Source organism: Serratia sp. CY44782 (genome assembly GCF_052168715.1).
GTDB classification, from domain to species: Bacteria; Pseudomonadota; Gammaproteobacteria; order Enterobacterales; family Enterobacteriaceae; genus Serratia; species Serratia nevei.
Window position 1 is genome coordinate 521,439 of the sequence record NZ_JBJNME010000001.1, and the last position, 12,370, is coordinate 533,808.

Consider the following 12,370-nt stretch of genomic DNA (forward strand, 5'->3'; position numbering starts at 1 on the left):
ACAATATGCAGCGTCAATTTCCTGATAGCGCTGCGTTCAATATCCTGCGGCTTGCTTATTTTCATTTTGATATTTCCAATGTGGTTAATCGGAATAATAGAAGCCCGGCTCATTACCCTGAGCTGAACGTTAAATAACGGCACGACGCTGATTCATTGAGGCGCGGGCATCCCTTAAGCGCGACGGCCTTTTCCTTTGTTTTTGGCTGATACCGATCCGGACGATGCCGCTGCGTATCGTCTGGGGAAGACGTAGTTATTTCATTTAGTCGGCGGCTTTGACCGAGCGCCGGCTGATGACCGTCGGCGGGAAGAGAAACTCGCCGGGCGGTTGCGAATCATTATTGATGCGGCCGATCAGGCGCTCGACCATCAGCTGCGCCATCTCCGCCAGCGGCGGCCTGACGGACGTCAGCCCCGGTTCGGCCAGGCCGGCCAACGCGATATTATCGATGCCGATCACCGAGATGTCTGCGGGCACCTGGACGCCGGCGGTGCGTAATCCCACCATCAGCCCGATGCCCAGTGCATCGTTAATCGCCACGATACCGTCCGGGCGCGGCGTCAGCGCGAGCACGCGCGGCGCCAGCGTCAGCCCCAATTCAAACATTTCCGTGTCGCCGTAGGCGCTGTTGGCTTTGCCTTCGATCACCCGTTGGCGTTCGCTCAGGCTGTGCCCCAGCGCACTCAGAAAACCGTCGATCTTGTGGCTGCGCCCGACGGTCAGCGTCGCTTCGGTGGCGAACACGATGTGTCGGCAACCGCGTTCGAGCAGGTGCTGCGCGGCCAGGCGCCCGGCGGCGACATTGTCCATCGACACGCTGTCGAACAGCGGGGTATCGATGGCCGCCCGTTCGGGGAACGGATTGTCGTAGCTGACGATCTTCATGCCCCGCTCGGCGGCCCGGACAAAATGAGTTTGGCGAATGTCGCTCGCCGCCACGATGATGCCGCGTACACCATGCAGGAACATATCGTCGATAAACGCGGCCTCTTCCTGCTCCTGGCGGTAGGCGTTGCCGAGCAAGACGCGGTAGCGATGAGCCCGCGCCGCACCGTCGATCGCATGCGCCAGCGCCGAAAAGCTCGGGTTGACGATCGACGGCAGCAGCAGGCCGATGATCTTAGCCTGCGGTGCGGGCACCGCCGCCGCCCGGGCCGGCCGGTATCCCAGGGTCGCCATCGCTTGTTCGATGCGCTCACGGGTCTGCGCGCTCATCTGGTGGCTGCGGTTATTCAGCAGGTTCGACACGCTGCTGATGGACACGCCGGCCAACCGTGCGACATCACGAATATTTGCCATTTGCCGATACCTTGCTGCCTGCCGTTAGCCTGCAATCTATAAGGGAAGCCGGCCGCAGGCAAGCCGCAACCGGGGCGCCGCGCGCATGGGATCGCGCATTTGTGAGAATCGTCAGGCGGCGGCCACGTTGTTTACTAAACAGTACGGCGGGGCGGGAGGTTATGCCGAGATGGGGCACATGTCCGGCGGTGTCTCGGCGGCCTGCTGGCGGAATTTTCCCGGCGTCAGGCCGAAGTGGCGGGTGAAGGCTTTATGCAGCGCCACCTCCGACGAGTAGCCGGCCTGTTCGGCGATACGGCTCAGCGGCAACGCCTGGCGCGCCAGCAGCCGGGCCGCCAGCTGCATGCGGATGGCGGTGAGGGCCTGCAGCGGCGTTTGCTGCGTGACCTGACGAAAGACGCGGGCGAAGTTGGCGCGCGACATATGGGCCCGTTCGCTCAGTTCCACCAGCGTCCAGGGGTGTTGCGGGCGGCGCAGCATCTGTTCAACCACGTTGCCCAACTGCGGATGCAGCAACGCGGCGACCAGATTGCCGCTCTGATTCGGCTGGGCCAGCCAGGCGCGGATCGCCAGCGCGAACAGCAGCGCCATGGTCTGGCTGACAATAGCGTTGTGCCCCTGGCCCTGTTGGCTGAACTCATCGCTCAGCAGCTGGCCGGTCGCCTGCAGCAGCGCCAGCTGCCCCTGTTGACGGCTGTTGAACAGCAAACATTCCGGCAGGCTTGCCAGCAGCGGCGATGCGCTGTGCGGCAAGATTTGCACGCCGCACAGCAGGTGCGTGGCGCTGTCGGCCCCCTCCGGCAGCAGGCGGTGGGCGGAGTTGTGCGGCAAGAACAGCAGGCTGCCTTGCTCCAGCGGTACCGGGCGGCCGCCGGGGATCTCCAGCCGACAGCTGCCCGCCAGCACCATGTGCCAGCGGATCTGACTCCACTCCCCGGCGGCATGCGGCGAGCGCCACTCGCCGCTGAAATGGCAATCGCGCGCCACGTAACCGCGCATGTCGTTAAGCATCAACAGTTGGCTGAGCGGATCCATTTTGAGACTCCTGGCTAAGAAGCTGATTGTTTCGGCAATGGGCCGGCGTAATGCGAAGCACTAAGATCGGTTCGATAGTGCAGCGATGCGGAGGGCGCCGCTGCGATGCATGAGTTATCAATGACATGGAGCCGGTAATGAAAATACTATTCTTTCTGAGCAAGGGCGACAAGCTGGGATTAACGCTGATTCGCCTCAGCATCGCCATCGTCTTCTTATGGATTGGCTTGCTCAAATTCATTCCTTACGAAGCGGACAGCATCACGCCGTTCGTCGCCAACAGCCCGCTGATGTCGTTTTTCTATGACATGCCGCAGGACTATCAGGCGCACCTGACGCACGAAGGCGAACTGAACCTCGATGCTCGCGCCTGGCAGCAGGCCAACAATACCTATGGCTTCTCCAACGGCCTGGGCGTGGTGGAGGTGGCGATTGCGCTGCTGGTGCTGGCCAACCCGTTCTCCAAATGGCTGGGGCTGCTGGGCGGCATGCTCTCCTTTTGCACGCCGCTGGTGACGCTGACCTTTTTGATCACCACTCCGGAGGCCTGGGTGCCCGCGCTGGGCGATGCGCATCACGGCTTCCCTTATCTCTCCGGCGCCGGGCGCCTGGTGCTGAAGGACACGCTGATGCTGGCGGGCGCGGTGATGATCATGGCGGATTCGGCGCGCAGCTTGCTCGAGAAACAGTGGCGGGGGAAGGTCGCATGAGCGTCATGAACCGGGCCGTGGCCGGCAGCCTGATGATGCTGGCCTGTTCTGCAGTGGCGGAGGGGACGATGGGGCAAGAAACCCGAACGGTAGAGAGCGCCTACGCTTATCAGGAAACGCGTCAGCGCATTATCAGCACGGCCGAGCAGAAGGGCGTGACGCTGTTTGCCGAGTTCGATCACGCCAGGGCGGCGCGTGAGCATCATCTGACGATGCCGCCCACCACGGTGCTGGTGCTGGGCAACCCGCTGGCGGGCACGCCGCTGATGCTGGCGCGGCCGGCGTTGGCGCTGGATCTGCCGTTCAGGGTGCTGATTGCGCAAGATGAACGGGGCAAAACGCAGGTCAGCTACCACCCGGCGGAAAGTCTGAAGCGGAGCGCCGGGGCCGACGAACGACAGATCGCGGCGCTGAGGCCGCTGGAGCGGTTAGTTGAGGCCGCAATACGCTGATTGACCGGCGATGAACATCACGAGACGAGGCGACACAATGTACGATTATCAGGCGATTATCATCGGTTTTGGCAAGGCCGGCAAAACGCTGGCGGCCTTTCTGGCCGGGCAGGGATGGCGCGTGGCGATGGTGGAGGCGTCGGCGCAGATGTATGGCGGCACCTGCATCAACATCGGCTGCATCCCGACCAAAACGCTGGTGCACGATGCCGAGCTTCACGGGCCGGGCGAACAGGCGTTCAGCCAGGCGATGGCGCGCAAGCGGCAGGTGACGGGCCTGCTGCGGGAGAAAAACTACCAAAACCTGGCGGGGCTTGAACAGGTCTCGGTGATCGACGGACGGGCGGAGTTTATCGATCCGCACCGCATCAGTGTGCAGGGTGCGGCGGGAACGCAGGTGCTGAGCGGCGAGCGCATCTTCATCAACACCGGGGCCGTCAGCCGCTGGCCGGCGATCGACGGGTTGGATCGTTCGCAGCGGAGTTACGACAGCACCGGCCTGCTGCAGTTGACGCAGCGGCCCGCGCGCTTGGGTATTATCGGCGGTGGTTATATCGGGCTGGAGTTCGCTTCGATGTTCGCGCAGTTCGGTAGCGCCGTGACGGTATTCGAAGAGGCGAACGCGTTGCTCGGCCGGGAAGACCGCGATATGGCGCAGGCGATACAGCAAATCCTGAGCGACGCCGGGGTCAGCTTCACGTTTAACGCCGGCGTGAAGCAGGTGCGCGATGTGGAAGGGGGCGTTGAGGTGGTGCATCAGGGCGGCGTGCAGCCGTTCGATGCGCTGCTGGTGGCGGCCGGGCGCGTGCCGAACACCGCCGGTTTGCAGCTGGCGCGCGCCGGCGTTGAGACGGATGAACGCGGCGCCGTACGGGTAGACGCGCAGCTGCGCAGCAGCGTGCCGCACATCTGGGCGCTGGGGGACGTCAACGGCGGGCCGCAGTTTACCTATATCTCGCTGGACGATTTCCGCATTGTGCGCGACAGCCTGTTCGGCGCGGGTAAACGCAGCACGGCCGATCGCGGCGCAGTGCCTTACTCGGTGTTCATCACACCCAGCTTCTCGCGCATTGGCCTCAGCGAAAATCAGGCTCGGCAGCAGGGGCGCGACATTAAGGTCGCCACGCTGCCGGCGGCGGCGCTTCCGCGCGCCCGCGTGCTGGGCGACACGCGCGGCCTGCTGAAGGCGGTGGTCGATGCGCAGACCGGCCAGATCCTCGGCGTGGCGCTGCTGTGCCGCGATGCCCACGAGATGATCAACATCGTCAAAACGGCGATGGACGCCGAGCTGCCCTATACCCGGCTACGCGATCAGCTGTTCACCCATCCGACCATGAGCGAGTCGCTCAACGATCTGTTTGGGCTGATAGGGTAAAGCGGGGCGAGAGGGGCGGCGCAGATGAGTGAGATCTGCGAAGCACCTCTCGTTTATCGCCCTTCGGGGCGGCGGGTTCTGTACTATTGTTTTCTCTTTGCGGCACGTTCCAGGCCGATGGGGCGCTGGGCGCAACGGAGATCACAGATGAACAAACGGGAATTAGAAAGCGCGATTGTCACCGATTTTTCCAAACGCATGAGCTACGGCGACTACCTGTGCCTGGACTCGCTGCTGGACTGCCAGCACCCGCTCTCCAACCCGCCGCATCATGACGAAATGCTGTTCGTGATACAGCACCAAACCTCCGAACTGTGGATGAAGCTGATGCTGCACGAGCTGCAAGCGGCGGTGCGGCTGGTGCAGCAGGACAAACTCAGCCACTGCTTCAAAATCCTTGCGCGCGTCAAACAGATCCAACGGCTGCTGTTCGAACAGTGGGCGGTGCTGGAAACGCTGACGCCGTCGGAATACGTCGAGTTTCGCGACGTGCTGGGCAGCTCGTCGGGCTTCCAGTCGCATCAATACCGCTCGATCGAGTTCCTGCTCGGCAACAAGAATGCGGCGATGCTGACGGTGTTCAGCAGCGATGCGGAAAAACACGCGGCGCTGAAGGCGATCCTCGAAGCGCCGAGCCTGTACGACGAATACTTGCTGTACCTGGCGCGCCACGGCCTGCCGATCCCGCAGGAGTGCCTCGAGCGCGACTGGACGCAGCCCTACCAGCGCAACCCGGATCTGCTGCCGGCGTTCAAAGTGATCTACGACAACCCGCAAACCTACTGGGAAGCCTATGAAATGGCGGAGAAGCTGGTGGATATCGAAGAGAGCTTCCACCTGTGGCGCTTCCGCCATATGAAAACGGTGGAGCGGATCATCGGCTTTAAGTCGGGCACCGGCGGTTCCAGCGGCGTCAGCTTCCTGAAAAAGGCGTTGGACCTGACCTTTTTCCCCGAGCTGCTGGACGTGCGCACCGAAATCGGCGCCTGAAATAACGAGAGAGGGTAAGGGCAATGAGCGTGAGGATTATCGATAAGGCGGCGGAGAAGGTGGTGGGGGGCAGAGTCGTGGGGCCGTATCCGCAGACGATCCCGCAGGGCTCGCAGCAACTGCTGGCATGGCGGCAGCGCCACGGCGTGCCGTTCGGCAAATGGCTGGTACTGTATTGGGACGATCCGGCGGAAGTGGCGCCGGAAAAGCTGCGTGCCGACGTAGTGATAAGCGTGGCGGACGATTTCGCGCTGCCGGCAGGCAGCGAGGGCGTGACCGTGCAGACGCTGCCCGCCGGGCAGTATGCGGTCTACCACGTGCGCATCAGCGATGGCGATTTCGAGCGGGTGTGGGGCGAGTTCTATCAGAGGCTGCTGCCGGCCAGCGGCTACCAGCCGGTTGAGGGGGTGAGCTACGAACACTATCTCAACGACTGCGAAGCCGACGGCTATTTCGACCTCGATATTTACCAGACGGTGAAGAAGTGGTGAGGGGGCTAACGGCGCGGTAGCATATCAAAAGGCTCTCTGGGAGCCTTTTGATGGGGGAGTTACATTAACGTTAACGAAGAATGAAACCCAGCAACTTTATCTTATATCTTGCTGGTTGTGACTCTCCCGCCGCAGTGATTATTGTGATTCTATTTCTGTGCGATTCTGATTCTACTGGTTGAACATAGATATCCAAGTTTTCATTTTTATATGAAGGTATTGGGTCATGTGGGTACTCTATGACTTTTATTTCGCTTATTTTTTCTGCTATCGCCTTTCTGATGTCTTCATCTATATCCCATATGGGTATCGCGGAGCTGTTATCATAAAGTAATTTTTCGTTAGAGTTAGGGATGGATACTTCTTTTTTAAACAAACGAAACTGCTCTTCGTTACCATCAAACAGTTGCCTGTTTGATGGGGTAATGACAATTTTCTCTTTGTTCATAATATTTAAATAGATCTAGTGAATAAATGATTCATGCCTTTATTGATTGTTAGTGTGCGAAGTGAAGATGTAATTATTTGCGATATTCGAGGGGGGGTGAAAAATCACACACACTCTACATTATGGAATGAGTGTGTGAATTTTTATATAATAATTTGGATGAGCTTCCTCTTTTTTAATAAATTATGTTATTCCTTTTGCAATATTTTCGCCATTCATCCTCAGTATGAAATGCACTGCGATAGTTGCACACTATTGTTCCCGTTAAATTATGTGGGTCATAAGCAGCGTCAATATGCCCCCATGAACCACTAACTGGAAGTTGTATATGAGTTTTTTCATAAAACCATGTTCGAAGATTTTTGGTAATAGCACCTTCTACTTTTTTTTGTATTCCCATCATGAGTTTTTCAGGCGCAAAACGCCAACTGCAAAGCACTGCATCTGTAATGAAGGCCCCGGAGAAGTCGGCAATTATATATATATCGCCGGTTTTTTCTTTTTTTGTACTGATTATTGTTCTGTATGATGTAGTCCTACCATCTGACTTTTCTGGCCAACCCTCCCACAATCTGGAGCCTTTTATTAGCATTTCTCGGGTTGTCGCTGTACCTAGCGTTATTCCCGCGAGCTCTAGTGTTCCGTCATAAGTATCTAGTTGCATTTTACAATCCAATTTCAAAAGGCTTATCAATTGGCTCAAGAACAGTTTTATAGTTAGAAAGGAAAAATTGAGTTCCTCCGCCTTCGCCGAATCTCGTTGGGTCTTGAGATATCGCTTTACCTGTTCCTGCAATCGTTTCTCTTTTTACTCTATATGCTTGTATTTTAGATCTATAACCAAATTTTTCATGTGGAAGCACCTGCAAACTTTCCCATAGCTTGGCTCTACTGCCACCTGCAGCATCTAGCGTCGCCTTGTTGAAGTAAAAACCAGATTGCCCTGGAGCGCCGCCATAAACAATGTCACCTTCTTTCAACATGATATTTGACCAAGAGTCTCGTCCTTTGTAGATACCTCGACCTTGCCATTGTCGACCAAAAGCTGCCTGATTATGATCGTTGGCTTTGGTTGCTGCGCATCGTGGCTTCCATCCCCAAGGATCCACCCAACCCAGCGGGTTCGGCGCGTATTGGTACAGGTTGATCCCGCCGGCCAAACCTATCGGATCGTGCTGGGTAAATCTGCCGATATCCGGATCGTAATAGCGGAACAAATTGTAGTGCAATCCCGTTTCCCGATCCAGGTATTGCCCCTGCAGGCGCAGGTTTTGGGAGTAATCCAGATCTTGCTGATATTCCTCATACTTTGTGCGGCCCCAGGCGCTGCTGTGGCTCTGCCAGCGCAGCGTTCCGTCGCTGTCGGTCAGGCTTTCCGGTTCGCCGTTCGGTGCCGTGTGGAAGTAAAACACCTGGGCCGGCGAGTGGCCGTCGATGCGCGCCAAAGGTTCATAGCTGCCCTGATCGGCATAGGCGTAGGTGAGGGGCATGCCGTCGCGAGTTTCCTGCAGCAGCCGGAAACCTTCCCACAAAAAAGTGGTGGTTTGGCATTTTCCGGCCGGCTGGCGCAGATCCTGACTTTGATGCCACACTCGCTTTTGCGTGCGCCGCCCGAGCGGATCATAGTGGAACTGCACATGCTGTTGGGCTTCGCTGCGATGTTGGCTATAGCGCACCACCTCGCAGAGGCGATGATCGGCGTCGTAGAGATATTGCCAACGGTAGTGGCCTTTGCGTTTTTCCACCGTGCGGCCAAAGACATCGTACCGATAATCAATCCCCTGATAATGCAGTACGCGGTTGTGCCGCTGGCGGAATTGCCCCTCATCCAGCAGGTTGGATGCCGGATCGTAACGGTAGCGCTCGGTATCCGGCAGCGTGCCGTCTCGGCTCAGCAATCGACCGGTGGCATCGTACTGATAACGCTGGTAGGAGAACGGGTTGGCGTTGTGTTCTTCGCGCGTCAGGTTGTTTTGATAGTCGTAAGACCACTGGCGCGAGCTGCTGGCCGGCGCCGGGCGCTGGCGGTTGTCATTGAAGATCTCCCGCCGGTCTTTGCGCCCCAGCCGATCATAATGCACTCGGCTGGTCAGGCGACCCTGCGTACGGCTCAGTTCGCGGTGCAGATTGTCGCGCTCGAACTCGCTGAGGGTGATATCGTCCAGCGCCAGCTGCAGCAGGTGGCCGCTGCCGTAGTACAGTGCGCGCAGCGTGCGTCCGTCGGGCAAGGTGGTTTGCGTGCGGTTACCCATCGGATCGTAATCATAGCGTAGCGTACCGTTGGCACCTTGCTCACGGGTCACCCGCCCCAGCAAGTCATAGTCAAAACTGACCTCGTTCTGAGCCGCTGTCGGCTCGTCATGCCAAGCGTTGCCGCGGTAGCTGGCGGCATGCAGCAGTTGGCCGAGCGGACTGTAGCGGTAGCGGGTTTCTCCATCGGGCGTCTGTTTGCTCACCAGTTGGCCGGCGCCGTCATGGCTGAAATAGTGCGAGAAGGCGGCGGAGGTATTGGCGGCGAAGCGGCGCTCGACGACCCGGCGGCATTCGTCGTAACGATAGCGGGTGCTGACGCCGTCCAACCCGATTTCTTCCTGCAACAGGTTGCAGGCCGTCCAATGGAACAGGTAGCTTTCCGCATTCTCGTTGCGCAGCGCCGTTAATCGGCCGCGGGCGTCGTAGTGGCGCACCACTTCGCCATCGAGCGGATTGCGCGTGGCCAGCAGGCGGCCGGCTTCGTCATAGCGATAATGCGTCAGGCGCCCATCGGCCCCCTGATAGCGATCCAGCTGGCCCTGCGCGTTCCAGCTCAGCGTCTCCTGCCAGCCCTCGGCACGCTGCAGCTGTGTCAGGCGGCCGGCTGCATCATAGCGGTAATGAACGCGTTCGCCGGAGGCGTCGGTCACCTCGCGGAGCCAGCCTTGAGCCGTATATTTGTAGAGGGTTTGTTTGCCGGAGCAATCGCGGGCGCGCAATAATTGCCCGTGCTCATCATAAGCGAAATGGCTGATGCCGCCGTTGGCGTCGACGGCTTGCACCACCTGACCATAGCCATCGCGCAGGTAGCGCTGGCTATGGCCGAGCGCACCGATCTCGGCAATCAAGGCATGGCGCTCGTCGTAGTAGAAATGCTGCGTGGCGCCGTTGGGCTCCTTGACGCTGATCGGCAGCGCGCGCTGTGGTAGCCAACCGGTGAGGCGGATATGGCCGAGCGGATCTTCTTCCTCGACCAGATTGCCGACTTCATCGTAGCGGAAATGCCAGCCGTGGCCGAGCGGATCGCGCGTGGCGATCAGCATGTCCTCGTCATTCCATTGGTAATGCCAGACCTCACCACGCTCGTCGGTATATTCGACGATCAGCCGTTGGGCGTTCCAGCGGTGCTGGTGCCGCAAGCCGTCGTACTCGGTGACCGTCGTTAACCCGGCGGCCAAATCGTAGTCGATTGTACAGCCGCCGCCGGCGCTGTCGCGGTGTTCCACCACGCGCCAGTCGTCGAACATCGCCCATCGATATTCGAAGCTGGGCCCACCGGCCTGTTGGTGGCGGGTCAACAGATGTTGGGCGTTATAGTGAAATTCACGCGTGACCAAGCCGCCGGCGTCGATCACCTGATGCAGATTGCCGCCGTCGTCATAACGGTAGCGCACGCGTGGTTCGTCGTTATGCCGCAAGGCGGTGACGCGATCGTCAAAGCGCGGATCGCCGTATTCCAGCCGCAATGTCATGGCGCCGGCGCTGTCGACGATGCGGCTCAGGCGCTGTCGTTCGTCGTAGTTCAGCAGCAGCGCGTTATCGTACTCATCGCTCAACGACACCAGCCGCAGGCGGGAAGGGTTCTGCGGCAGCGGCACGAACAGCCGCCAGACGCTGCCGTCGGTGTCGGCGATCAGCAGCTGTCCCTCTTCACCGCGGCGGAACATCAGCCCTTCACCGGCGCTGAAGCTCGGCTGGTTCACCCCAGGCAGCGGGAAGCGTAGCTCACGACCGGTTTCATCATGCAGGCAACACTCAACGCCGCCGTCCCGGTCGCCAAGATCGACCCAGGTTTCAAAAGGCGTGCGCCAGCCGTGGCCAAACAGTCCCTGATAGTCATTGCGGCTGTTGTAATTGCGCTGCCAGACCAGCGGAAAGCGTGCCGGCAGCAACAGGTCCAGATCTTCTTCGCCGTTCAACACCTTGGCGCCGGTGGCGGCATGCACCGGGTTAAAGGCGGCGTGGATAGCTTCACCGAGGGCGTTAACGCCCGCCGCCGCCAGCCCGCCGCCGATCATGCAAGGCAGGTTCTTAACCAGTTTGGCCGGATTACCGAGCAGCAGCGGCAGTACGGTCAACGCTAAACCGATACCCGGCAGTTTGCCGCTCTTGATGTCGCGTACCACCACCGCTCCGCCGCCGATCTGCACATTTTTGGAGACGTCGGTCGAGACTTTCGCCTCGCAGGTTGAACGGTCATTACTGCGTACGGCCGGTTGGCCGTTGATAAATACTTTACTGGAGCCTTCCGCCAGGTATTGCGGAAGCGGATGTTTGTCACAGCTGATTTTATCTTCTTCCAGCGGTTGGCTGGGCTGGCTGGGGCCGGCGACGCTGGGCTGCCACAGCTGCGAGAGGATATTACCGCCGGTGGCCAGCAGCTCGGCGCCATAATCCCAGAAGCTTTGTGGCGGCTGTGGCGCCGGTAACGCTTTGATCTCTGCGGGCGTGAGTAAGCGACCGGCGGCGCGTGCCGCCGGTTTGGCGTTGGTGAAGACATTGGGGGAACCCGTGAGAATGACGCCGGAGACGGAAGGCGGGAAGAGCCAGTTGGCCACGGCGTCGCAGCCGTTGCTGATATGTTCCCCGACGCCGGTCAGGCTGGTGGCAAAACCGACGATCAGCCCGGCGCCAACGCAACCGGAGGCCGCCGTCGCCGCTGCGCCGAGCACCGCCACCCCTGCCAATGCCGGCGCTGCGGCTGCCGCGGCGGCGGACACGGCGGCGGTCGCCACCGCATACACCGCGACTTCGGCGACGGCGCTGGCGATGTCCGCCAACGCGCTGGTGTGGATCAGTTCGTCATCCTTTCTTGCTGCCCAGATCTCAGCCATGGCTATTGTTCACTGTGTTCAAGACCAGCGACGCTTTCACCTGCTGCCAGTGAGCGTCATCCTCGGGGGTGAAGGGGCGCATGGCGGCATAGGTGACGATCAGTAACGTCTGGCTCTCGTCCGGCTGCACCGCCAACTGATGCTGATGATGGTGGTGTCCGGCGCGGATAAAGAGACTGGTGACTTCAATCGCCTTGAGATGGCCCTGCGGCCCGGCGCTGATGCGCCGGCGCGGCGACTGTTGCAAATCGCTGATCTGTGGCAGCAGTGCTTGCCACTGCTTCTCGAATTCGTCCTCCAGCGTGGCACCTTGCGGAATGATGCCGCGGGTGATGACCAGCGAGGCGCCGGTTTGCGGGTTTTTGAGAATATTGACCGTGCAGTCCTGCCAGGCGATGGCGGGGAGGGTGAAATAGCCTTCCTGGAAAAGGTAATCCATGGATGTCCTTGCAAGTAATCAGGGGGAAAGGGCGCGGCGCA

The 12,370-nt window shown here is 59.7% G+C and carries 11 protein-coding genes; 5 read left to right on the forward strand and 6 right to left on the reverse strand.

What is annotated here, in order from left to right:
- Positions 1 to 264: 264 nt before the first annotated feature.
- Together ACJ8HT_RS02540 and ACJ8HT_RS02545 are read right to left on the reverse strand one after the other, a co-directional pair.
- The gene (locus ACJ8HT_RS02540; protein WP_197652584.1) at positions 265 to 1,302 is read right to left on the reverse strand and encodes a LacI family DNA-binding transcriptional regulator; all 1,038 of its coding nucleotides are present in this window, start codon (positions 1,300 to 1,302) and stop codon (positions 265 to 267) included.
- A 159-nt stretch (positions 1,303 to 1,461) separates the two neighbouring features.
- The gene (locus ACJ8HT_RS02545) at positions 1,462 to 2,337 is read right to left on the reverse strand and encodes a cupin domain-containing protein (protein WP_060439696.1); all 876 of its coding nucleotides are present in this window, start codon (positions 2,335 to 2,337) and stop codon (positions 1,462 to 1,464) included.
- Positions 2,338 to 2,474: 137 nt separating this feature from the next.
- Here ACJ8HT_RS02545 and rclC point away from each other — a divergent pair, with 137 nt between their 5' ends.
- From rclC to sbmC, 5 genes are all read left to right on the forward strand, one after another.
- Positions 2,475 to 3,047: a reactive chlorine resistance membrane protein RclC gene (gene rclC / locus ACJ8HT_RS02550; RefSeq protein ID WP_148981444.1), complete on the forward strand. Its 573-nt coding sequence runs from the start codon at positions 2,475 to 2,477 to the stop codon at positions 3,045 to 3,047.
- 35 nt (positions 3,048 to 3,082) lie between these two features.
- Positions 3,083 to 3,499: a DUF302 domain-containing protein gene (locus ACJ8HT_RS02555; protein WP_080435880.1), complete on the forward strand. Its 417-nt coding sequence runs from the start codon at positions 3,083 to 3,085 to the stop codon at positions 3,497 to 3,499.
- A gap of 37 nt (positions 3,500 to 3,536) precedes the next feature.
- A complete protein-coding gene (gene rclA / locus ACJ8HT_RS02560) occupies positions 3,537 to 4,874 on the forward strand; it encodes a reactive chlorine resistance oxidoreductase RclA (RefSeq protein ID WP_197652585.1) in 1,338 nt (445 codons plus the stop codon).
- 147 nt (positions 4,875 to 5,021) lie between these two features.
- Positions 5,022 to 5,864 (forward strand): tryptophan 2,3-dioxygenase, encoded by an 843-nt coding sequence (gene kynA, locus ACJ8HT_RS02565; protein WP_197652586.1) that lies wholly within the window; start codon positions 5,022 to 5,024, stop codon positions 5,862 to 5,864.
- 23 nt (positions 5,865 to 5,887) lie between these two features.
- Complete coding sequence (sbmC, locus tag ACJ8HT_RS02570; protein ID WP_197652587.1) at positions 5,888 to 6,355, forward strand: DNA gyrase inhibitor SbmC; 468 nt, start codon at positions 5,888 to 5,890, stop codon at positions 6,353 to 6,355.
- A gap of 70 nt (positions 6,356 to 6,425) precedes the next feature.
- Here the strand turns inward: sbmC and ACJ8HT_RS02575 are convergent, their stop codons facing one another.
- The 4 genes from ACJ8HT_RS02575 to ACJ8HT_RS02590 form a co-directional block, all read right to left on the reverse strand.
- Positions 6,426 to 6,803: a hypothetical protein gene (locus ACJ8HT_RS02575; RefSeq protein WP_197652588.1), complete on the reverse strand. Its 378-nt coding sequence runs from the start codon at positions 6,801 to 6,803 to the stop codon at positions 6,426 to 6,428.
- A 175-nt stretch (positions 6,804 to 6,978) separates the two neighbouring features.
- A complete protein-coding gene (locus ACJ8HT_RS02580) occupies positions 6,979 to 7,467 on the reverse strand; it encodes a hypothetical protein (RefSeq protein ID WP_126180175.1) in 489 nt (162 codons plus the stop codon).
- A gap of 1 nt (position 7,468) precedes the next feature.
- Positions 7,469 to 11,890: an RHS repeat-associated core domain-containing protein gene (locus ACJ8HT_RS02585; protein ID WP_197652590.1), complete on the reverse strand. Its 4,422-nt coding sequence runs from the start codon at positions 11,888 to 11,890 to the stop codon at positions 7,469 to 7,471.
- Positions 11,883 to 12,329 carry a DcrB-related protein gene (locus ACJ8HT_RS02590; RefSeq protein WP_107226401.1) on the reverse strand — a complete coding sequence of 149 codons (447 nt, stop codon included), beginning with the start codon at positions 12,327 to 12,329 and terminating at the stop codon, positions 11,883 to 11,885. The genes ACJ8HT_RS02585 and ACJ8HT_RS02590 overlap by 8 nt, the downstream gene beginning before the upstream one ends.
- Between the last annotated feature and the right edge of the window lie 41 nt (positions 12,330 to 12,370).

What these genes read in the sequence shown, in the direction of transcription:
- ACJ8HT_RS02545 (WP_060439696.1), bottom strand. Translation starts at nt 2,337, where the DNA reads ATGGATCCGCTCAGCCAACTGTTGATGCTTAACGACATGCGCGGTTAC.
- sbmC (WP_197652587.1), top strand. Translation starts at nt 5,888, where the DNA reads ATGAGCGTGAGGATTATCGATAAGGCGGCGGAGAAGGTGGTGGGGGGC.
- kynA (WP_197652586.1), top strand. Translation starts at nt 5,022, where the DNA reads ATGAACAAACGGGAATTAGAAAGCGCGATTGTCACCGATTTTTCCAAA.
- ACJ8HT_RS02575 (WP_197652588.1), bottom strand. Translation starts at nt 6,803, where the DNA reads ATGAACAAAGAGAAAATTGTCATTACCCCATCAAACAGGCAACTGTTT.
- ACJ8HT_RS02540 (WP_197652584.1), bottom strand. Translation starts at nt 1,302, where the DNA reads ATGGCAAATATTCGTGATGTCGCACGGTTGGCCGGCGTGTCCATCAGC.
- ACJ8HT_RS02555 (WP_080435880.1), top strand. Translation starts at nt 3,083, where the DNA reads ATGCTGGCCTGTTCTGCAGTGGCGGAGGGGACGATGGGGCAAGAAACC.
- rclA (WP_197652585.1), top strand. Translation starts at nt 3,537, where the DNA reads ATGTACGATTATCAGGCGATTATCATCGGTTTTGGCAAGGCCGGCAAA.
- ACJ8HT_RS02585 (WP_197652590.1), bottom strand. Translation starts at nt 11,890, where the DNA reads ATGGCTGAGATCTGGGCAGCAAGAAAGGATGACGAACTGATCCACACC.
- rclC (WP_148981444.1), top strand. Translation starts at nt 2,475, where the DNA reads ATGAAAATACTATTCTTTCTGAGCAAGGGCGACAAGCTGGGATTAACG.
- ACJ8HT_RS02580 (WP_126180175.1), bottom strand. Translation starts at nt 7,467, where the DNA reads ATGCAACTAGATACTTATGACGGAACACTAGAGCTCGCGGGAATAACG.
- ACJ8HT_RS02590 (WP_107226401.1), bottom strand. Translation starts at nt 12,329, where the DNA reads ATGGATTACCTTTTCCAGGAAGGCTATTTCACCCTCCCCGCCATCGCC.